17 protein-coding genes, 2 tRNA genes and 1 pseudogene are annotated in these 19,472 nt (G+C 63.9%); 6 read left to right on the plus strand and 14 right to left on the minus strand.

Annotated elements, in window-relative coordinates:
* From ASD04_RS12415 to ASD04_RS12430, 4 genes are all read right to left on the minus strand, one after another.
* Positions 1–666: an SMC-Scp complex subunit ScpB gene (locus tag ASD04_RS12415; RefSeq protein ID WP_082531183.1), complete on the minus strand. Its 666-nt coding sequence runs from the start codon at positions 664–666 to the stop codon at positions 1–3.
* 11 nt (positions 667–677) lie between these two features.
* Positions 678–1,634, minus strand: a complete 957-nt coding sequence (locus tag ASD04_RS12420; protein WP_156461235.1) for a DUF1403 family protein — start codon at positions 1,632–1,634, stop codon at positions 678–680.
* Positions 1,635–2,101: 467 nt separating this feature from the next.
* Positions 2,102–2,178 (minus strand) — tRNA-Arg (locus ASD04_RS12425).
* A 101-nt stretch (positions 2,179–2,279) separates the two neighbouring features.
* Positions 2,280–4,172, minus strand: a complete 1,893-nt coding sequence (locus ASD04_RS12430) for a hypothetical protein (RefSeq protein ID WP_056257281.1) — start codon at positions 4,170–4,172, stop codon at positions 2,280–2,282.
* 401 nt (positions 4,173–4,573) lie between these two features.
* Between ASD04_RS12430 and ASD04_RS19865 the strand changes: the two are divergent.
* Positions 4,574–4,912, plus strand: a pseudogene (locus ASD04_RS19865) (lytic transglycosylase domain-containing protein); the annotation flags it as partial.
* Here ASD04_RS19865 and ASD04_RS12440 read toward each other — a convergent pair.
* The gene (locus ASD04_RS12440; RefSeq protein WP_056257282.1) at positions 4,909–5,295 is read right to left on the minus strand and encodes a response regulator; all 387 of its coding nucleotides are present in this window, start codon (positions 5,293–5,295) and stop codon (positions 4,909–4,911) included. The pseudogene ASD04_RS19865 and the gene ASD04_RS12440 sit on opposite strands and share 4 nt — an antisense overlap.
* Before the next feature lie 283 nt (positions 5,296–5,578).
* Here ASD04_RS12440 and polA point away from each other — a divergent pair, with 283 nt between their 5' ends.
* The 3 genes from polA to ASD04_RS12455 all read left to right on the plus strand — a co-directional run bounded on the left by polA (position 5,579) and on the right by ASD04_RS12455 (position 9,908).
* Positions 5,579–8,494 (plus strand): DNA polymerase I, encoded by a 2,916-nt coding sequence (polA, locus tag ASD04_RS12445; protein WP_056257286.1) that lies wholly within the window; start codon positions 5,579–5,581, stop codon positions 8,492–8,494.
* Positions 8,495–8,510: 16 nt separating this feature from the next.
* Positions 8,511–9,743: a hypothetical protein gene (locus tag ASD04_RS12450; RefSeq protein ID WP_056257289.1), complete on the plus strand. Its 1,233-nt coding sequence runs from the start codon at positions 8,511–8,513 to the stop codon at positions 9,741–9,743.
* Between the two features lie 77 nt (positions 9,744–9,820).
* Positions 9,821–9,908 (plus strand) — tRNA-Arg (locus tag ASD04_RS12455).
* A gap of 193 nt (positions 9,909–10,101) precedes the next feature.
* On the opposite strand, the gene ASD04_RS12460 is transcribed toward ASD04_RS12455, so the two are convergent.
* Complete coding sequence (locus ASD04_RS12460; protein ID WP_056257291.1) at positions 10,102–10,395, minus strand: GIY-YIG nuclease family protein; 294 nt, start codon at positions 10,393–10,395, stop codon at positions 10,102–10,104.
* A gap of 160 nt (positions 10,396–10,555) precedes the next feature.
* Between ASD04_RS12460 and ASD04_RS12465 the strand changes: the two genes are divergently transcribed.
* Entirely contained in the window at positions 10,556–11,026 is a 471-nt protein-coding gene (locus ASD04_RS12465) for an isoprenylcysteine carboxylmethyltransferase family protein (RefSeq protein WP_056257294.1), read from the plus strand.
* A gap of 119 nt (positions 11,027–11,145) precedes the next feature.
* On the opposite strand, the gene tsaE is transcribed toward ASD04_RS12465, so the two are convergent.
* The 4 genes from tsaE to ASD04_RS12485 all read right to left on the minus strand — a co-directional run bounded on the left by tsaE (position 11,146) and on the right by ASD04_RS12485 (position 16,686).
* Positions 11,146–11,562: a tRNA (adenosine(37)-N6)-threonylcarbamoyltransferase complex ATPase subunit type 1 TsaE gene (gene tsaE / locus ASD04_RS12470; protein WP_056257296.1), complete on the minus strand. Its 417-nt coding sequence runs from the start codon at positions 11,560–11,562 to the stop codon at positions 11,146–11,148.
* A gap of 94 nt (positions 11,563–11,656) precedes the next feature.
* Positions 11,657–14,044 carry a PAS domain-containing sensor histidine kinase gene (locus ASD04_RS12475; protein ID WP_056257300.1) on the minus strand — a complete coding sequence of 796 codons (2,388 nt, stop codon included), beginning with the start codon at positions 14,042–14,044 and terminating at the stop codon, positions 11,657–11,659.
* Positions 14,045–14,683: 639 nt separating this feature from the next.
* Complete coding sequence (gene ahcY / locus ASD04_RS12480) at positions 14,684–16,081, minus strand: adenosylhomocysteinase (protein ID WP_056257301.1); 1,398 nt, start codon at positions 16,079–16,081, stop codon at positions 14,684–14,686.
* A 98-nt stretch (positions 16,082–16,179) separates the two neighbouring features.
* Complete coding sequence (locus ASD04_RS12485) at positions 16,180–16,686, minus strand: DUF2937 family protein (protein WP_056257304.1); 507 nt, start codon at positions 16,684–16,686, stop codon at positions 16,180–16,182.
* 92 nt (positions 16,687–16,778) lie between these two features.
* Here ASD04_RS12485 and ASD04_RS19715 point away from each other — a divergent pair, with 92 nt between their 5' ends.
* Positions 16,779–17,483 (plus strand): hypothetical protein, encoded by a 705-nt coding sequence (locus ASD04_RS19715; RefSeq protein ID WP_082531188.1) that lies wholly within the window; start codon positions 16,779–16,781, stop codon positions 17,481–17,483.
* A gap of 37 nt (positions 17,484–17,520) precedes the next feature.
* On the opposite strand, the gene ASD04_RS12495 is transcribed toward ASD04_RS19715, so the two are convergent.
* The 4 genes from ASD04_RS12495 to ASD04_RS12510 form a co-directional block, all read right to left on the minus strand.
* Complete coding sequence (locus ASD04_RS12495; protein ID WP_056257307.1) at positions 17,521–18,057, minus strand: GrpB family protein; 537 nt, start codon at positions 18,055–18,057, stop codon at positions 17,521–17,523.
* A gap of 3 nt (positions 18,058–18,060) precedes the next feature.
* Entirely contained in the window at positions 18,061–18,372 is a 312-nt protein-coding gene (locus tag ASD04_RS12500; protein ID WP_056257613.1) for an HPr family phosphocarrier protein, read from the minus strand.
* A 46-nt stretch (positions 18,373–18,418) separates the two neighbouring features.
* Positions 18,419–18,820, minus strand: coding sequence for a PTS sugar transporter subunit IIA (locus tag ASD04_RS12505; RefSeq protein WP_056257311.1), 402 nt, complete (start codon positions 18,818–18,820; stop codon positions 18,419–18,421).
* A 175-nt stretch (positions 18,821–18,995) separates the two neighbouring features.
* A complete protein-coding gene (locus ASD04_RS12510) occupies positions 18,996–19,466 on the minus strand; it encodes a hypothetical protein (protein WP_082531189.1) in 471 nt (156 codons plus the stop codon).
* Positions 19,467–19,472: the final 6 nt, after the last annotated feature.

A 19,472-nucleotide genomic window follows, 5' to 3' on the forward strand; every position in this document is an offset into this window, starting at 1 on the left:
TCATAAATCGGTTGGGATGTCATGCGCCTCTTGGCCATGGGTCCGCTCCTCTGCATCGGCTCCGCCGTTCAACAGTCCAGCATCCTGAAGGGCTTCGAGCTCAGGTAGGTCACGCAAACTCGACAGCCCGAAATGCTCCAAGAAACCCTTGGTCGTCACATAGGTGAACGGCGCCCCGGGTGTGGGGCTGCGCGGCCCCGCGGTGATCATGTTCTTGTCCCGCAGCGCCCCGATGACGTCGCGCGACACATCCCGCCCCAGGATTTCCGACACCCCGGCCCGCGTCACCGGCTGATGATAGGCAATCGACACTAGCACCATGGCCTCGTTCTGGGTCAGATCAACTCCACGGTCCGGCACGGCAGCAGACGTGGCAATCGCATCGGCGTAAGCCGTTCGGGTGCGGAACGCCCAGCCCCCAGCGACACCGACCACATCATAGGGTTTGCCGCGCAACGCTTCGCGGATGTCATCGATCAGCAGTTCAATGCTGGCGTCGCGCCCGATCACTCGCGCCAGGACCTCACGTTCCACTGGCCTGGGCGCCGCGAACAGCACGGCTTCGATGCGGTTCATCCATTCGCGCCAGCGCAGGTCGGCCGGCATATCGGCCAACTCCGCATCGAAGATTGGTAGTTCAGCATCTGTTCGTTTGCGCCTGGCCATTTGTTTTGCCTTCACAACCCGTACAGTCGAAACGTAGGCCGGCCAGTGAGCTCGCGAACTGCGCCCAACTCACCCAGCCGATCGAACAGGCGCCGGGCCCCGCGCGCCGACAGTTTGGGACTCGACCAGGACCCCGGAACGGCGTCGTCAGAGAGCAGCAGTTTGACGACGTCGGCCGACCCCTTGGCCCGCAGCTTTGGCGCGACCGCGGCTAGCTTTGCGGCTCGCTGGGCCAGATCCGCGCCGAGATCGCATGCCTCCGCCGCAGCGGTCGCGTAGGCCAGGAACACGGCCCTAGCCCAGCCTTCTCCTCCCGGCCGGATGCGCTTCCGGTTCTCGCCGGACTTGAAGACGGCCGACGACACCTGCCCCATCAGCAGCGGCACCGGAACGGGCCATCTGAACTTCTGGGCGAGCAGCATGTCGACAAGCCAAAAGCCCAACAATTCGGCATCGGGCCGGGCCCGATAGACGGCAGCGGCAATTTCGGCCGCCAGCACGGGGCCCGGCCGCGACGAGACCCCCATGTCTTCGGCATTGGCGACGACCTCGGCGAGAGCGTGATCCCAGTGCAGGCCAAAATGCAGCTCGGCGACCGGGCGCACGGATTCCGCATCGCAATTGGTCGTGCGGCTGGCTAATCGGCGCCAGGCCATCAGTAGGTGACCGGAAGGGCCAGGATCGTCGCCCATTCCGCGCAGAAAATGGGCGTCGCGCAGGGCGGATTCGTCCTCGCGGCGCCCGGTCAAGTTCACCGCCGCCGCGGCGCACTGCAGGGCCAGGCGCTGCCGCCAGGCCCCGGCCCAGGAAAAGTCCTGGCGCACCAGATTATCCAAGGAATTCAAGGCCGCACCCGCCGCGTAAGCCGCATCGGCATCGTGCAACATCAGCCCGCGCGGCCGCGCCCACACCGGTATTTTTGGCACTGGAGAAGGGGCTGCCATGAGCAAATCAGCGCGTGATTTCATGTCGGCAGGCTACCACCTGACGGCGCTTAAAGCCACAATAATGCCAAAAATACGCCCTGCCTGTCGGCAGCCAATAATGACCGATAATCTTGCATTATCAATCTCTTACGCTAGGCAATGGCGTAGATATGAGCGGCTGAGCCGTCGAAATGGACCCTTCAAGCGAGGGAAGCTGCGAACCTCGTGGCCAGGCCCCTAGACTGGATCAGAGATCGTCAGTTTGTGCTGGTCCAACCCGCTTTTGAACCATAACTCCGACCGCTGCCTACGCGGGCAGCGCTCAACAGCGCGGTAGCACTCATCGCGCGACCGCTTCCGCAAAAAATGAATGAATCCAACGGGGAATTGCACCCGTTCGCGGCAGCCAGCTCGCACTAAAGTGAGCTCTACTGCTTACGGGCGCCTTGCCTCTGGCAAAATTAAGCTCGCAAAAATCGGTCTAATGCATTGAAATATAACACAAAAATTGGCGCACCCGGAGAGATTCGAACCCCCGACCTCTGCCTTCGGAGGGCAGCGCTCTATCCAGCTGAGCTACGGGTGCATCCGTTGCGCGGGACTGGCCCGGGCTGAACAGGGCGCAACCTAACCAAAGCGGGTGATCCGCGCAACGGGCGTTTTTGGTCGATGGTACGCCGGCCCGGCTCAGTCGCGCGCCAGGACGATCAGCCGGTCGCCGGCCTCGTAGGTCACGGCGGCGGCCTTGCCCGGATTGACCACGATGCCGTTGGCCTTGGCGCCCGGGCGCGGGCGGTGGTAGCCGAGCGCCACTTCGCCGCGCTCCCGCGCCGCCTGGGTGACGGTATAGAAATTGACCGGCATGCCGAGCGCGACATAGTCCGCGGCCGGGCGCATGTAGATTTCCGAGCCTTCCTCGTCGAGCAGGTCGTCGAAAATGGCGCCGAGCGCGTCGTTCTCGGAGGCCTGTGCCAGCATCAGGCTGACCAGCTTGTTGGACACCACGAAGTCGTCGGCGCGGGTCACCTCGGCCAGTTCGCGATTGCGCACATCGACCATTTCGGAAACGACGTTGATATGGGTGCCGGCCGCATCGGCGATCTTGCGCAGGTGCAGCAGCGTCACCAGCGTACTCGTATCGGTCGGCTGGGGCGCCAGCAGGTCCGAATAGCCCAGCACCAGCACATGGTCATATCGGGGGATGTCGAGCGCCTCGAGCGCAATGCGGCTGGTGGTGTCGATGCGGCCGTATTCGACCGCGAGATTGGTGCTGGCGATGGAGAGCCGGGCCACCACGTCGTCGAGATCGGGCGTGTCGGCTGCAATGGTCAGGGCCGAGCCCGGCGCCACGTAGCGGCTCAGTTCATAGATGATGACGGGCGCGCGCCGGTTCCACCCCAGCACCAGCACGCGCTCGGGCGCATCGGGGCGCGGCGCGCCGGTGCGGATGGCGGCGGCATCGATGGCGATGGCGGCGGTGGCAACGGCGATCGCGCCATCGTCCTCGGCAATGAGGATGGCGCGGGCGCTTTCGGGGATCAGCGTCTCCATCGGCGGGTTGAGCCAGACCTGCCCGGTCCGGTCCACCAGCCCGATCAGCGTCGAGCCCTCATAGGCCATCAGGGCGTCGCCGAAGCTGTTGCCGGTCAGGCTGGGCTGTTCGAGCGTATAGATTTCGCAGCCGTCGAAATCGAGCAGTTCGGAATAGACCGCCGACAGCCCCGCCTGGCGGCTGGAATGGGCGATAATGCGGGCGATAAGGTCGTCGGCCAGCACCAGCTGCGCTTCCTCGCCACCGACCACGCGGCCCACCTCGGCATTGGCGGCGTCGCGGATTTCGGCGGCGATGCGATAGGGCGCCTCGCGGCGGCGCGGATCGTTGACCAGTGCCAGGATGGTCTTGATCACCTGGCTGTCGGCGTCGTCGGCGCCTTCGGGCGACAGCACGATGATGGAGCGCGCCTGTTGCGGGGAAACCAGGCTCAGGTCGTAGAGGTCGGTGGGGGCGCCGCTGCGGCAGATGACGCGGGTATTGCCCAGCCCGGGCACCTTGGCCGCGATCTCGTCTTCCATTTCCACCTTGTCGCGATCGGCCATGATGACGATGCGCGGGCGGCGGCGGCTCCTGTTGGCCACCGCCAGTTCGGCGACGATGTCGAAGATCGACGGGCTCCAGTTGAGGATGATGGTGTGGTCTTCCTCCAGCACCTGGCTGCGGCCCTTGCGCAATTGTTCGAGCTTGGCCTCGATGCCCGAGGAGAGCACGCCGATCAGCGTCGAGACGATGAAGATGCCGCCGATGGTCACCGCCAGCATGATGGCGCGGAAGCCCCAGCCGCCATCGCCGCCCATGGTGCCGGCGTCGAGCGTGCGCATCAGGGACGCCCACATGGCCTCGACAAATCCCAGCGCCTCGCCGCCATCCGGGGTGATGCGCAACAGCGCGATCAGCGCGCCGGCGACCACGATGACGATGAGCGAGAGCACAGCCAGCCAGCCGATCAGCGCGATCGGCCCGGCCGACATGGATGTGTCGAAGGCATAGCGCAGGCGCGCGCCCAGTGAATTGCGCTGGTTCATCCCCGTCCCCCCGGCCCGCTTCCCCGGCCTTTGACGAAAATTGTCTACGCAGACGCCGGCCAAGGCAACGCAGAATCGGCGCCATGCACAGCCGATGCCACCAAATCGCCATCAGGTTGCCGCTATTGGCTCCTATCGCGCGGGCACGGTTTCTCCGCTAGAGTGACTTCATGGCAAGAACGACGACAATAGGCGATGGCGCAAGACTGCTTGGCGCGGCCACCATGCTGGCCGTGCTGGTCTCGGGTTGCTCGATGAGTTCGTTCAAGCCCGCGCCCGGTCCGGCCACGGCGGCCCTGGCCTCCTTCGCCGCGCCAACCGCCACCCCGGCCGGGCATGTGCCCGATGCGGCGGGGGTGCCGGCCGCTCCGATGGCCTTGGGCTATGCCGGCGCCGCCTATGACGGGCTGATCGCCCATTATGCCCAGCAATACAGCGTGCCCGAAGCGCTGGTGCGCCGCGTCATCGTGCGCGAAAGCGGCTATAATGCCGCCGCCCGCAACGGCCCCTATTATGGCCTTATGCAGATCAGCCACGCCACGGCGACCGGCATGGGCTATCGCGGTTCGCCCGCCGGCCTGCTCGACGCCGAAACCAACCTGCGCTATGCCGTGCGTTACCTGGCCGGTGCCTATGTGACGGCCAGGGGCAATTCCGACCAGGCCGTCCGCTTTTATGCCCGCGGCTATTATTACGACGCCAAACGGGCCGGCCTGCTCGACGCCGCAGGCCTGCGCTAGGCGCCGGGTCCCGCCCCCGCCAATACCGATTTGAGATAGGTGACGAGGTCGGCCTGCTGGAAGGGCTTGGTGAGGCGCGGCAGGTCGCTGACGTCGCCATTGGGCAATTCGCCATAGCCGGTCGCCAGCAGGACAGGCAGGCCCGGCCGCAGCGCTCGGGCGCGGTCGGCCAGTTCCAGCCCGGTCATGCCGGGCATGGCATAGTCGGTGATGATGACCCCGACCTCGCTGTTGCGGGCCAAAATATCGAGCGCCTCGGAGCCCGAATAGGCCTCCACCGCCCGGTAGCCCAGATCCTGCACCATATCGACGGTGCCGATATTGATCAAAGCGTCGTCGTCCACCACCAGCACGGTTGCGGGTTTCATCGCGGGGGTGTCCATGCTCGGACCTTCATCAAGACGGGTGTAACCCAGCCAATAACAAACGCCGTCATCGCCTGCCATCAAATCTGCTTGGGACCGACCTGCTCTGACCGGCAAATGGGCCATCACAGCCACCTTATTGCCTTGCGGCCGCGATGCCTATCCTTGGACTGCAAACAAGGAGGAAGTGAGACCGCCCTTCGCGCCGCCGCCTGCCCCGGCTTTGGTTCCCGCAAAACCGGTTCCCACTTTTCTGCACGATGCTTTAAGGTCACGCTTCGTTCACGACGGAATCGGTTTCATGCATCTGCTGCTTGTCGATGGCTCGGGCTATATCTTCCGCGCCTTTCACGCTTTGCCCCCGCTCAACCGCAAGTCCGACGGGCTGCCGGTGGGGTGCGTGCAGGGCTTCTGCAACATGCTGTGGAAGCTGATGGAGGATCTCAAGGGCGAGGACGAGCCGACCCATATGGCCGTCATCTTCGACCATTCCGGCAAGACCTTCCGCGACGAATTCTACGCCGAATACAAGGCCCAGCGCCCCCCGGCCCCGCCCGAACTGGTGCCGCAATTCCCGCTGACCCGCTCGGCCACCCGCGCCTACAATATCGAATCCATCGAGATGGAGGGCTGGGAGGCCGATGACATCATCGCCACCTATGCCTGCCAGGCGCGCAATGCCGGCGGCAAGGTCACCATCGTCTCCTCCGACAAGGACCTGATGCAGCTGGTCGAGCCCGATGGCTCCATCCGCCTGCTCGATACCATCCCCCGCCCCGGCCAGCCGCCCTTGCGCTGGATCGGCGTCGAGGAAGTGTTCAACAAGTTCGGCGTCACCCCCGACAAAGTCATCGACGTGCAGGCGCTCTGCGGCGACAGCGTCGATAATGTCCCCGGCGTGCCCGGCATCGGCGTCAAGACCGCGGCCGAGCTGATCAATACCTATGGCGACCTCGAAACCCTGCTCGCCCGCGCCGGCGAGATCAAGCAGAATGCCCGCCGCGAAAAGCTCATCGCCAATGCCGAGCTGGCCCGCATTTCCAAGCGCCTGGTGACCCTGGCGCAGGACGTGCCGGTCAGCCTTGATCTCGATGCCCTGGCGCGCCAGCCGGTCGAGCCGGGCAAGCTGTTTCCCTTCCTCAAGGCGATGGAATTTGCCACCATCACCAAGCGCCTTGCCGGGCTGATCGGCGCCGATCCCGACGCCTGGGAGGCCGATCCGGCCCTTGCCGCAGTGCCCGCCTCTCCGGTCGGCTTCAACAACGAGGCGCGTGCCGAAGCCCGCGCCGCCCGGCAGGAGGCCGAAGGCCGCGCCACGTCGCCCGTCGTGCTGCATGCCGCGGCTATGCACGAGGCCACCAAGGCCATTCCGTGGACGCCGGAAACATACGAGATCATCCGCGACGCCGAACACCTGCAAAGCTGGATCGACATGGCCTATCGCGAAGGCCGCGTCGCCACCGACGCCGAGAGCACCGGGCTCGACAACCAGACCGCCGATCTCGTCGGCCTCAGCTTCTCCACCCAGCCCGGCAACGGCGCCTATCTCCCGCTCGGCCATTCGGTGGGCGAAGGCGATATTTTCGGCGGCGGCAAGGCCGAGGGTCAGATGGATATCCGCCTCGCCCTCGACATGCTGCGGCCGCTGTTTGCCGACAAATCCATTCTCAAGATTTTCCACAATGCCAAATACGATCTTGGCCTGCTTGCCCGCTATGACATCGTGGTCAACAGCCTCGATGACACTTTGCTGCTGAGCTACTCGCTCGACGGCCCGCAATTCAACACCATGAGCGAGCTGGCCGATCACTGGCTCGGCGTGCCCGGCCAGTCGATCAAGGATCTGATCGGCTCGGGCAAGAGCCAGATCACCTTCGCCCAGGTCGATATCGACAAGGCGGCCCGCTATGCCGCCGAAGACAGCGACATGACAATGCGCCTCTGGCGCATCCTCAAGCCGCGCCTCGCCGCCGAGGGCATGACCACGCTCTATGAAACCATTGAGCGCCCCCTCGCCCCGGTCCTGGCCCGCATGGAAGGCCGCGGCATCAATGTCGACCGGCAGATTCTCGCCCGCCTCTCGGGCGATTTCTCCCAGCGCGCCGCCGCTTTGGAGGCCGAGGCCTACGAACTGGCCGGCTCCAATTTCAACCTGGGCTCACCCAAGCAGCTCGGGGAAATCCTCTTCGACCGCATGGGGCTCGAAGGCGGCACCAAGACCAAGACCGGCGCTTGGTCCACCGGCGCCGATGTGCTGGAAGACCTCGCCCTCAAGGGCATTCCCCTGGCCCGCACCATCGTCGATTGGCGCCAGCTCACCAAGCTGATGGGCACCTATACCAATGCCTTGCCCGAATACATGAACCAGCGCACCGGGCGCGTGCACACTACCTATAGCCAGCATTCCGTGTTGACCGGGCGCCTCTCCTCCAACGATCCCAACCTGCAGAACATCCCCGTTCGTACCGAGGATGGCCGCAAGATCCGCACCGCCTTCGTCGCCGCCCCCGGCAAGCTGCTGATCAGCGCCGACTACAGCCAGATCGAGCTGCGCGTCCTCGCCCATATCGCCGACATCCAGGCGCTCAAGGACGCCTTCGAGGAAGGCCTCGACATTCACGCCATGACGGCATCGGAAATGTTCGGCGTCCCGGTCGAGGGTATGCCCAGCGACGTCCGCCGCCGCGCCAAGGCGATCAATTTCGGCATCATCTACGGCATTTCCGCCTTTGGCCTCGCCAACCAGCTCGGCATAGAGCGATCCGTCGCCGGCGACTACATCAAGACCTATTTCGAGCGCTTCCCCGGCATCAAGGACTATATGGACGAGCAGCGCCGAAGGGTGAAAGTCGATGGCTATGTGATGACCATCTTCGGCCGCAAGATCAATTTCCCCAACGCCAACTCCTCCCACGCCGCCGAACGCAGTTTCGTCGAACGCGCCTCCATCAACGCCCCCATCCAGGGCAGCGCCGCCGACATCATCCGCCGCGCCATGATCCGCATGGAGCCGGAACTGAAACAGGCGGGCGTCGAAGCCGACATGCTGCTGCAAGTGCATGACGAGTTGATCTTCGAAGTGCCCGAGGGCACCGAGGAGACCGCCATGCCGGTCATCAAGCGTGTGATGGAAGGGGCGGCGGAGCCGGCGGTAAGGCTAACTGTGCCGATCCAGGTGGACGCCCATGCTGCGCGGGATTGGGATGGGGCGCATTAGCTAGCGCAGATTGAATATGGACGCTTGGATAGATCGTTTTCGGGACAAACTTTTGCTTGATGAAGGCGTTCCCGCCGAAACTATCGCCCTCGTCCTTCAAAGATCCAATTGGATAGATGCTCGCGATATCGAGCTAGTTAAAAAGCTAACGCAGGCTGACCCACTTTACCTGACCAAATGGGAAATTGACGGAATAATTTCAGCCGATATATCGGAAGACCAGGCATTGACCTTGTCCCGAAATCGCCTGCATCGCTGCCAGAAGATTTCTGAACTATACCCAGAAATTCTTCGACTATTTGCGAAGAAAACAAACTTCGTTTTGCGATACACCGCTGAACGGCTTCATGATCTGGCAAATGATTTTGACGTTCCGGCAACAGAGAAGCGTCGGCCCGACAAGGTGCTAAGGGACAAACTGCGACAAAGCCAGAAAGCAAAGGCTGCTTTTGAGGAAGCTTTGGTGGCCCTATCAGAGATGGAAGAGGCCCTGCCGGAGTTCATGGGTGAATTTCATCGGATGAGTTGGGCTCTTGATTATCAGGCGGACGCAGGCCTCGAACGTGCTGACGATTGGCCAATCCAAAGTTCTGAATCCCTTAAAATAATGCTTGGGCTGGTGGTCGTCGCTCTCGACGTTGTTCACTTTGATCTTTCCAGCGAATCTCCACGAGAGTTTCTGCGGGATTATCGGATGGGAAAGCGGGATGTGGTCGCACTAGCCTATGACTTCCACATTAACTGTAGTGGGCCGCCGCTCGTAACCACGCCCGGCTCCGATTTTTCCTACCTTTGCAGCTTAATATACGAAGTTGCGACTGGCAAAACGGGAGAAGGCTTAGCTGGCGCAATCATAGACTTCGCTCGAAGCAGGCAGCGCCGTGAAGAGGATCAATATCAGGAGGAAATCGAACGTGATGAAAAAGCATATGTCGCAGGGGACAACTTCTATCATCAGAAAGTCGGTGCAGAGTCAGATATAGAAGCGGCTCGATGGTATCACGACGCTGCGGGAAGTTACCGGGGTACGTCGTCGACTTCTGAGGCACTGTTGCGGGTTGCTAATTCGCTCCTGGCGCGAGCCGCGTCACGCCGGAGTCAGATCGGCCCGTTCATCGTCTGGGCAAGCCACATCCCTTCTAAGCGCAACGAGGAGTGGCAAGCCCAAGCAAGAGCCCGGGAGGAAGAGTTGCGAGAACTGCGAATTCGGATTGGCGAGTTGCAGAGGGCCGTAGGCCGATTGAGCTAAGTAGGCGACAATCTAACGAATTTGGCTAAACACTGACGTTTTGAAGGCTGGTAAAGACGTCCCTGCATCCCGGATGTGTCGGCATAGCTCAACTGGAAAGAGCCCTCAGTTTCGACGTGTATATGCACGGCTGTGGTGATGCGGGTTCGAGTCCCGCTGCCGTCTCCCCACCCACAGTGTCACCCCGGCCTTGAGCCGGGGCCCATCCCGAGATCGCGCCGCTGCCGCAAGGTGGATCGAACGACCACCGCATCCAACCAATCATCTCAGGATGGATCCCGGCTCAAGGCCGGGATGGCATCGAGGGTGAGGCAGGTTCTGTGTCCATACCGCACGTCGCCGCCCTGAGTCCGGCGCCCTACTTGATGATCTCCCACCACAAATCCCGCCAATCGGGGTTCGTCTCCTCGATCAGCGCATCCTTCCAGGGCCGCAGCCATTTCTTGAGGCGCTTCTCGTGCCGGATGGCTGCCTCGATATCCTCATGCGCCGCGAACCAGACCAGATGCTTGCAGCCATGCGTCTTGGTAAACCCCTCGACCAGGCCCTCGCGGTGCTCATAGGTGCGCCGAACGATGTCATTGGTGACACCGGTGTATAGCGCCCCGCGCCTGCGATTGGCGACCAAGTAGACGAAGTAGCTTTTCCCCATGCCATGAGACAATCATGGCACCACTGAGCCATCAACCCACCTTGCCGCCGCGAACTGAGCGGCCCTGCCAGGCAGGGCCGCCGGCTTATCCCCGCGCCCGGCTGCCATGCCATACTCACTCCGTTTGCGCGCAACGCCCCGCCGCGCCTATCATGGAGCCATGCCCGAGACCGCGCACCAGCCCCTTATCCCCGATGCCTATGCCGCCATGGTGGTTGCCGGCGTGCTGCTGCTCGATTTCATCGTGCCGCTGCCGCTGCTGCCGCCGGCCGGGCCAACCGCGCCGCTCACCTGGGCCGGCATCGCCCTGGCGCTCTGTGGCTTCGGGCTCGAAATGCGGGCGGCACGGGCGCTCACCGCGGCGGGGACGACCACGAAGCCCAACGCATCGCCGCAGGCGCTGGTGACGTCGGGCCCCTTCGCCTGGAGCCGCAACCCCTTCTATGTCGGGCTGCTGCTGGTGCTCACCGGGGCATGCCTGGCGCTCAGCCTCGAATGGGCGCTGCTGGGTCTGCCGCTGCTCTGGCTGCTGCTCGACCGGCTGGTCGTGCCGCATGAGGAGGCGAGGCTGGCGCAGGGTTTCGGGACCGAATGGTCCGCCTATGCCCACGCGACACGCCGCTGGCTCTGACGGCAATCATGTTCGGATAATGCAAGGCGCCTGCCCGCCCGGCAGGCGCCTTTGCCTCACCCAAAGCGATGATCGGTGACACCAGATGCTAACAGTGTGTTAACGCGAAGGCTGCCGCGTTAGCGCGTCACCGTCACCACGCGCCCCACCCCGTCAGCCGGGATGGCGAGGGTCACCGTCAGCGTCGCCGCCGCCACGATTTCGGGCGCGCGCCCGGCCCATTCGACCAGCACGATGGCATCGGGATTGTCTGTCAGCCCCAGTTCATCCACCTCGCGCGGGTCGCCCAGCCGGTAGAGATCGGCATGCAGCACCGGGCCCTTCGCCGTCTCATAGGGCTGCACCAGCGCGAAGGTGGGCGAGGGCACTTCCAACGCCGGATCGTCCGCCAGAGCGCGGATAATGGCCCGCGCCAGGGCCGTCTTGCCGGCCCCGAGATCGCCCTCCAGCACCACGATATCCCCGCCCCCCAGTTCCCGTGCGAGACTGGCGCCCAGTGCAGCCGTGGCGTCGTCGTCGGGGAGGAAGTCTTGCATGTCCAGCCTTTTCGTCGAGACACTCTAACTAACACAGCGTCATTCCCGCGAAAGCGGGAATGACGCCGCGCCTGGGGCGCTGCACGGCAAGAGATTATTCCGCCACGCCGGCCATGGCGCTGTCGCGCGGCAGGTTGACGATGATGCGGCTGCCGCGCGGCTCGCGCTTCTCGGCCGAGATAGTCCCGCCATGCAGGTTGACGAAGGTCTTGACGATGGCGAGCCCCAGCCCGGCGCCGCGCTGGCGGCCGGAGGGCGTATCGATGCGGGTCTGGATGGCGGCACGCATTTCGTCAGTGATTCCAGGGCCTTCGTCCTCGATGACGAAGAGCATGCGGTCACGGCGCTGGCTCACCGCCAGCCTGATTTCGCCGCCCGGTGGGGAGAAGCGGGCGGCATTGGACAGCAGGTTGTAGAGCACCTGCACGATGCGGGTGCCGTCGGCGATGAAGGGCGGCATGCCGTCCTCGATATCGACCACCAGGTTGATCGGCTTTTCGCCCGAAATCTCGGGGAAGGTGGCCGAAAGCCCGGCGCGCGCCTTATCGATAAGTGTTGGAATATCAAGCAGTTCGGGCCGCAATTCGGCAATTCCGGCATCGACCGAGGCGAGGTCGAGAATATTGTCGATCAGCACGCCCAGCGTCACCGAAGAGGCCCGGATATAGTCGATATAGGCCCGCTGCCGCTCGTTGAGCGAGCCGCCTTCGCTACCCGCCAGCAGGTCGGCAAAGCCGATGATATTGGTCAGCGGCGAGCGCAATTCATAGGACACATTCTCGACGAAGGCGTCCTTGAGCAGGTCGGCCGCCACCAGCGCATCGTTGCGTTCCTTCAACACCTTGGAATAGCTGGCGCTTTCGGTGACATCGAGAAAGGTCATCATAGTCTGCCCGTCGGGCAGGCGGGTGATGGCATAGTCGAGCAACCGCCCGTCGGAGCGGTTGAGCCGCCCGGTCTGGTCCGACCGCGTGGGGTTGAGATCGATTATCCCCCGCTTCAAATCCCGCCATATACTGGCGCCATCCTCGGGAATGGCGCGGCCGCTGACTTCGGCGATCTGGTCGATATGGGGGTTCTGCCCCAGCTCGTTGACCGGCAGCTTCCACAGCGCCGACAGGCGCGGATTGGAAAGGGTCAGCCGGCCATTGGTGCCAAACACCGCCACGGCCTCGGAGAGCGCGTTGATGGTTTCGCGCTGCACATTGGAAAAGGCCTTGTTGCTGCTCTCGAGCTTGAGCCTTTCGGTAATGTCTTCAAAAACATAGATCACACCGCCCTGCGGGCCCGACGGCGCGGAGATCACCTTGACGGTGCGCCCGTCCGGCAGGTGCCAGGGCTCGTTCTCGTGCGGTTCCTTGCGGGTATAGGATTGCAGGTGCTGGCTGCGCCAGGTCTGGTAATCGACCTGGCTGGGCAGCATGCCGTCGGTGCGCAGCTTGTCGAGGATGGCCCGCTCGTCCAGCCCCGGCACCAGGAATTTTCGGCTGAGGTTCCACAGCCTGGCATAGGCTTCGTTGAACTGGATCAACTCGCGCCGGGCATTGAAAATGGCGATGGGAGTAGCCAGGGCGCCGATAATGCCGCCGATATGGGCGAGGCTGGTTTCGGCCGGCTTGGCATCTTCCAGGGGCCGCAGATAGCCGGCGCGGCCGCCCGCAATGGCGAATTCCACCAGCTCGAACCCGCCCTGTCCGGGCCAGGCCACGTTCATGGCTTCCGGCTTGTCGGTTCGCGCGCAGTTGAGCAGGTGCTGGCGAAGCTGGGCGGTATCGAGCAGTTCGGGCGGCGCCGCCTCGGTGCCGGATTTGCCCAGCGCCTTGGCAAGCTGCAGATAGGCCGGGTTGGCGTAGATCAGCCGGTTGTCGCGATTGCGGGCGAAAGCGGGGTTGGACAGGGCCGAGAGAATGGCGCGGACGCTGGCGAGATCGCCCGCCGCCGCTGCCGCCACCAGGCCCGGCTCGGCCTCCGGCTGCAGAAAGGCCGGCCGCAGCCGCATCGCCGCGCCGCCGCCCAGCACCCAGCCATTGGCGCGGATCAGCCTGCCGTCGAGCGCATTGAGGCTCACGGCGAAGGCATGGCCATGCACGCGCAGGTCTTCGAGCAGCCGCGCCAGCTTGTCGGCATCGCCATGTGACAGCCATGAGGGGAAATTGAGCACGCTTTCGGGCTGGCGGCCCGGCGGCAGCACCGAGGCGGCCTGGCCGAGCAGGCGCGGCCCGCCCTCGCTGTTTTCGGCCCACAGGATGGTGACTTCGCGCGTGCCGGAAAGCAGCGCCTCATATTCATCGACCATGGCCCGCAGGCCGGCAATCTGGCTGGCGGCGCGGTGGCGCGCGGCCTTGCCATCGACCAACATGGTGCGAACCACGGCCATGGCCAGCAGCGCGAAGGCCCCGGCGCCAACGGCAATGGCGAGGGGCGCGGCGCTGACGAAGCTGGCCGCATTGAGCCCCTGGCCGAGGGCGGGGACCGCCGTCATCAGGGTGAGAGGGGCTGCCGCAAGTGGTGCGAATCCCCAATGCTTCCGGAACCGATCCGGCGCCATGCGCTGCCCTCTAGGTCAAAATCATTGTTGCCAGCCCGGTTTTCCAACAAACCGGTACGCCTCAACTCGAGCGAAGGGGCCAACGCGGAGTCCTCAGGGAATCCGGCCCTCTTCGAACCGGCTGCGTGTCCCCCAGCAGCCGAATCACCATGACCATACCGGCCCAGGGAATCGGCTAAAAGAGTCTTAATGGCTGTGCATTATGGGCAAAGTATCGATATCGGGGATTGACGGAGAACGAAGCAGCAACATCCGTGAAGCGTGTCCGGCAGCGGTATTGCCTATGGAATGGAGCCGAAGTCACCTCTCCCCTGAGGGGAGAGGTCGGCGCGAACGCGCCGGGTGAGGGGTTCAGCGCCGCGTTGGGCATCGTGCCTTCCACCAGCCCCGAACCCCTCACCCCACCCTCTCCCCTCGGGGGAGAGGGAGCCCACGCGCGGTGGGGGCTGATTGAAGCGCTCCCTCATTCCATATGCGATTGCCCTGCCATCAGAGGAGGCTGAGGGAGGGCATCCCCTAAACAAAAACGCCCGCAGCCGAAGCCACGGGCGTCTTCATTCACATTTTGCCAGCCTAGTAGCGGTATTCACCTGACTTGAACGGCCCGTTGGTCGAGACGCCGATATAGTCGGCCTGGTCCTTGGTCAGCTTGGTCAGCTTGGCGCCCAGCTTGGCCAGGTGCAGTTCGGCGACCTTTTCATCGAGATGCTTGGGCAGCACATGCACCTTCTTTTCCAGCTTGTCGCCATTGGTCCACAGCTCGATCTGGGCCAGCGTCTGGTTGGAGAACGAGGCCGACATGACGAAGCTGGGGTGGCCAGTAGCGTTGCCCAGATTGACCAGCCGTCCCTCGGACAGCAGGATCAGGCGCTTGCCATCGGGCTTTTCCACCAGGTCGACCTGCGGCTTCACATTGGTCCACTTGAAGTTGCGCAAGGCGGCAACCTGAATCTCGTTGTCGAAATGGCCGATATTGCAGACGATGGCCATGTCCTTGAGGTTGCGCATGTCGTCGAGCGTCAGCACATCCTTGTTGCCGGTCGCGGTGACGACGATGTCGGCGCGCGGGGCGGCCTCTTCCAGCGTCACCACCTCGAAGCCTTCCATGGCAGCCTGCAGGGCGCAGATCGGATCGACTTCGGTCACCAGCACGCGGGCGCCGGCGCCGCGCAGCGATTCCGCGCTGCCCTTGCCCACGTCGCCATAGCCGCAGACCACGGCGACCTTGCCGGCCAGCATGACGTCGGTGCCGCGGCGGATCGCGTCGACCAGCGATTCACGGGTGCCGTACTTGTTGTCGAACTTGGACTTGGTGACCGAGTCGTTGACGTTGATCGCCGGGAAGGGCAGCTCGCCCTTGGCGTGGAGCTGGTAGAGCCGCATCACGCCCGTCGTGGTTTCCTCGGACACGCCGCGGATGGCGGCGCGGATGGCCGAGAAGAAGGTCGGGTTCTTGGCCAGGCGCCGCTTGATGGTGGCGAAGAAGATTTCCTCTTCCTCGTTGCCCGGCTTGTCGAGGATGGAGATGTCCTTTTCGGCCTTGGCGCCGGTCAGGATATACATGGTGGCGTCGCCGCCATCGTCGAGGATCATGTTGGGCGTGGTGCCCGGCCAATCCATCATGCGATCGGTGAATTCCCAGTATTCTTCGAGGCTCTCGCCCTTGTGGGCGAATACCGGGATGCCGGCGGCGGCGATGGCGGCGGCGGCATGATCCTGGGTCGAGAAGATGTTGCACGAGACCCAGCGCACCTCGGCGCCCAGGGCCACCAGCGTCTCGATCAGCACGGCGGTCTGGATGGTCATGTGCAGCGAGCCGGCAATGCGGGCGCCCTTGAGCGGCTGGGCCGCGGCATATTCGGCGCGGATAGCCATCAGGCCGGGCATTTCGATTTCGGCGATATCTAGTTCCTTGCGCCCGAAGGCGGCGAGGGAAATATCCTTGACCGCATAGTCGGTCGATTTGCTCATCAGAATGCTCCGGCAATGACAATTGGAAGTGGTTGCACCTGCTATACGCAAGGGCGCGCCCTGGATCAACATAGATATAAAGGAATGTTTATATCCGGTTAGCGGTAGGCGGCGTAGCGCCGGCGCCGGAACGGCAAGGTCACGAAGCGCCACAGGCCCGACAGCACCAGGTAGCCCAGGATGAAGCCAGCACCGGCATAGAGGATGCCTTCCATGGTCACCGGCACGGCGGGCTTGTAGCTCTCCAGCGTCCGCCGCCCGATATCGGTATCGAGATAGGCCGGCAGCGATTGCAGGCGCTCGACCGCACCGGTATTCTCGATACGCGCCAATGTGGCGCTGAGCTGGTCATAGCGCTGGAAGGTCGCCGTCATCGAGGTGCCGCGCCCGGCGAGAAAATCGTCATTGGAGGCTTCGTAGCGCCCCAGCGCCGTGGCGCGGTCCAACCCGCCTTCGGCCGCGGCACGGTCGAAATCCTCGGTGATGACCCGCAATTCATCCACCGCCCCGCCCAGGCGCTGGGTATATTGCTGGGCATATTCGGGAAACTGGCTCAGCACCAGTGCCAGTCCCAATCCGCCGACCCCCGCAATCATCCGCCGCATGGCATCTCCTCCGCCTCGCGGGGTCAATGTGGGAGAGCAAAGAGTGTTCCGCAACCGATATGCGGAACTGCCGGCTGCCGATAAGCTCCACAATGGCAGATGCGGAGATCGTCGTGCGCTATTTCGACTTCAGTTCCTGGCAGGGCATCCTGACCACGATACTCGGCCTGGCCCTGTTCACCCTGCTTGGGGTGGGCATCCGCCTTGTCATGATGCTGACCATCCAGCAGCGGCAGCAACGCATGAACCGGCAGATCAACGAGCGCCTGCGCACGCTGATCGCGGCCTACAAGACATTGGGCGGCTCGTTCACCGGCCGCCTTAGCGTCAATCCGGGGCATCTGCGCGACCTGCAGGCCAGCCTGCCCGAGCCCGGCAGCGACATGCCACCCGCGGCTGGCGGCGCGCCCGAAAGCGCCTCGGATCGTGCCCGCCGCATCCGCGACGCGGTGGAGGCGGCTTTGTCCGACATTATCCTGCTCGGCACGCAGGACCAGGTTCGCCTCGCCGCACAGGCCGCGCGCGACCTGGCCGAAGGCAAGCCGATCCACACCGCCGAACTGGTAGTGCAGCTGCGCGATTTCATCCGCACGGCCCTCGATCTCGACGCCATCCCCGCCGATGTCGCCATTCCCGCGCAAGGCCCAACCCGCCCGCAAAGCGGCGGCGCTCGCGGCAAGGGCGAAGGTGGTGGTGGCTCAGGGATTGGCGGAGGAGGTGGTGGTGGTGCAGCAGGTGGCGGCGGCATGGGGATGGGCATGGGCGGCGGCACGCGCCGGGATGAGGACGGAAACTAAGAGCGGGCCATTGGTCGCCCGAAGAACCCGGTATTCCTTAGGGGTTCCACGCAACGCGCCGTGGCGGACCACCCCTCTCAAGCACCAGCCTGTCGATAAAGGCCGTCTTGTGCCGCGAATAGGCCATGCGGTCATCGCGATAAAGCTGCGCAAGCTCCTGTTTGAGATCGCGATAGGCGTCCCGAAGCCCGTCGTCGGCACGCAGGGCATCGCGGAATATCAGGTGCCGGCGCACTTCGCCGGCATGGTCGTGAATATGCAGGTGGTGGGTGCGGCGACGGTCGCCGGCATCCCGCTTCATCAGGAACAGCTTGGTCTTGTCCGCATAGTCCGCGCGATACTCGAAACCGGCGGCCTCCAGGGCCGGAATCGCCAGCCGCGCCGCTTCGAGATCGGCGACAAGCACGATGATGTCGATGATCGGCTTGGCAGGCAGGCCAGGAATGGAGGTCGAACCCATATGCTCGACCAGCAGCGGCATTTCGAGGAAACAGGGCAGGATCAGTGCCCGCTCATGCTCATACAATCGAGGCCAGGCCGGATCAGCATCATGCAGTTTCACGGCCTCGGACATGGGTTACCCCGCCGCTCCCTCGACATCCTCGTCGAACCCGTTATTCACCAGCTCGACGATCGCTTCCAGCGCCTCGCGGGCCTGCTTGCCGCTGGCCTGCACCAGGATGGTGCTGCCCGGTCCGGCACCCAGCATCATCAGGCCCATGATGGAATTGCCCTCGACCGAGGTGCCATCCTTGATGACATGGATCGTGGCGTCGAAACACTCGGCAGTGCGCACGAAGCGTGCCGAGGCGCGGGCATGCAGGCCCTTGCGGTTGACGATGGTCAGCTGCTGGGCAACGGCCCGGCTGCCGCCCGCTGCACCATCCATCACCAAGCCCCCCGCATGGCCGAAAACCGTGCCGCACTGTTCATGCTCAGCCGGCTCCCAGGATCGAATTGGCGACGGTGATGTATTTGCGGCCCGCTTCCTGGGCCAGGTTCACCGCATCCTTGATGTCCATGTCGGCGCGGACGCGGCCGAGCTTGACCAGCATGGGCAGGTTGACCCCGGCAATCACTTCCACATCGCGGTTCTGCATCACCGAGATGGCCAGGTTGGATGGCGTGCCGCCGAACATGTCGGTGAGGATGATGACGCCCGAGCCGTCGTCCACCTTGTCGATGGCGGCAAGGATATCGTTGCGGCGATTTTCCATATTGTCGTCGGGACCGATAGCGATGGTCTCGCAGAAGTCCTGCGGCCCCACGACGTGTTCAAGAGCCGACTTGAATTCATTGGCAAGCGCGCCGTGCGTCACCAGAACCAGACCAATCATGCAACGTCCCCAGCCTGCCAGGCCGCGCCGACCAGTCGGCGCGCGCGGCATTCCAGTAATTCCTGCCCCCTGCCCGCATCCCAGGACCAACGCCGATGCGAACGCGAACCCGGCCCCGAAGGACGAGCATCATGTAGTCTCGGCCCGGATGGGCGGCGATTCAAGTTGTTTTTTGTCACAGGGCGGCCGTGTCGCCATCAAGCGCGGCAATGGCTTCGAGCACCAGCAGCATCTGGTGCGTGACCCCGATGACGTCGGCCGCCGGCACCGGCGCCCGCGCCACCTTGCTCCCGGCAATTTCGGTGACCATGGCGTCTTCCTCGAGCATGCGCACCAGGTCGGGGACCAGGTCGATCACCAGGTTGAGGGTCACCAGGCTCTTGTGCGGCCGCTTGACGATGCCGCGCCCGCGCAGCTCGATGAGGCCGGCAAGCGTTTCGGGCGCCTTCATGCTGAGATCGCGTCCGGTCTGCACCAGGTCGACCCGATCGTCGGAAACCAGAAAGGCGGGCAGGCCCCGCCCCTCCCAGCGATCCAGCAGCGACAGCGCCAGAACCGACTTGCCCGCGCCCGAAGGCCCGCGCAGCAGCACCCCGGTCGATCCCAGTAACAGTCCCGTGCCGTGCACGTTTTTAGGCTTGCTCATGGCGAC

It is taken from the genome of Devosia sp. Root436, assembly GCF_001426345.1.
Lineage (GTDB): Bacteria > Pseudomonadota > Alphaproteobacteria > Rhizobiales > Devosiaceae > Devosia.

Excerpts from the sequence above, each read along its gene's own strand:
- ahcY (WP_056257301.1), bottom strand. The coding sequence starts at position 16,081 with ATGAGCAAATCGACCGACTATGCGGTCAAGGATATTTCCCTCGCCGCC.
- ASD04_RS12475 (WP_056257300.1), bottom strand. The coding sequence starts at position 14,044 with ATGACGGCGGTCCCCGCCCTCGGCCAGGGGCTCAATGCGGCCAGCTTC.
- polA (WP_056257286.1), top strand. The coding sequence starts at position 5,579 with ATGCATCTGCTGCTTGTCGATGGCTCGGGCTATATCTTCCGCGCCTTT.
- ASD04_RS12505 (WP_056257311.1), bottom strand. The coding sequence starts at position 18,820 with ATGATTGGTCTGGTTCTGGTGACGCACGGCGCGCTTGCCAATGAATTC.
- ASD04_RS12430 (WP_056257281.1), bottom strand. The coding sequence starts at position 4,172 with ATGAACCAGCGCAATTCACTGGGCGCGCGCCTGCGCTATGCCTTCGAC.
- ASD04_RS12495 (WP_056257307.1), bottom strand. The coding sequence starts at position 18,057 with ATGTCCGAGGCCGTGAAACTGCATGATGCTGATCCGGCCTGGCCTCGA.
- ASD04_RS12465 (WP_056257294.1), top strand. The coding sequence starts at position 10,556 with ATGCCCGAGACCGCGCACCAGCCCCTTATCCCCGATGCCTATGCCGCC.
- tsaE (WP_056257296.1), bottom strand. The coding sequence starts at position 11,562 with ATGCAAGACTTCCTCCCCGACGACGACGCCACGGCTGCACTGGGCGCC.
- ASD04_RS12420 (WP_156461235.1), bottom strand. The coding sequence starts at position 1,634 with ATGAAATCACGCGCTGATTTGCTCATGGCAGCCCCTTCTCCAGTGCCA.
- ASD04_RS12415 (WP_082531183.1), bottom strand. The coding sequence starts at position 666 with ATGGCCAGGCGCAAACGAACAGATGCTGAACTACCAATCTTCGATGCG.
- ASD04_RS12485 (WP_056257304.1), bottom strand. The coding sequence starts at position 16,686 with ATGCGGCGGATGATTGCGGGGGTCGGCGGATTGGGACTGGCACTGGTG.
- ASD04_RS12440 (WP_056257282.1), bottom strand. The coding sequence starts at position 5,295 with ATGGACACCCCCGCGATGAAACCCGCAACCGTGCTGGTGGTGGACGAC.
- ASD04_RS12460 (WP_056257291.1), bottom strand. The coding sequence starts at position 10,395 with ATGGGGAAAAGCTACTTCGTCTACTTGGTCGCCAATCGCAGGCGCGGG.
- ASD04_RS12450 (WP_056257289.1), top strand. The coding sequence starts at position 8,511 with ATGGACGCTTGGATAGATCGTTTTCGGGACAAACTTTTGCTTGATGAA.
- ASD04_RS12510 (WP_082531189.1), bottom strand. The coding sequence starts at position 19,466 with ATGAGCAAGCCTAAAAACGTGCACGGCACGGGACTGTTACTGGGATCG.
- ASD04_RS12500 (WP_056257613.1), bottom strand. The coding sequence starts at position 18,372 with ATGGATGGTGCAGCGGGCGGCAGCCGGGCCGTTGCCCAGCAGCTGACC.
- ASD04_RS19715 (WP_082531188.1), top strand. The coding sequence starts at position 16,779 with ATGGCAGATGCGGAGATCGTCGTGCGCTATTTCGACTTCAGTTCCTGG.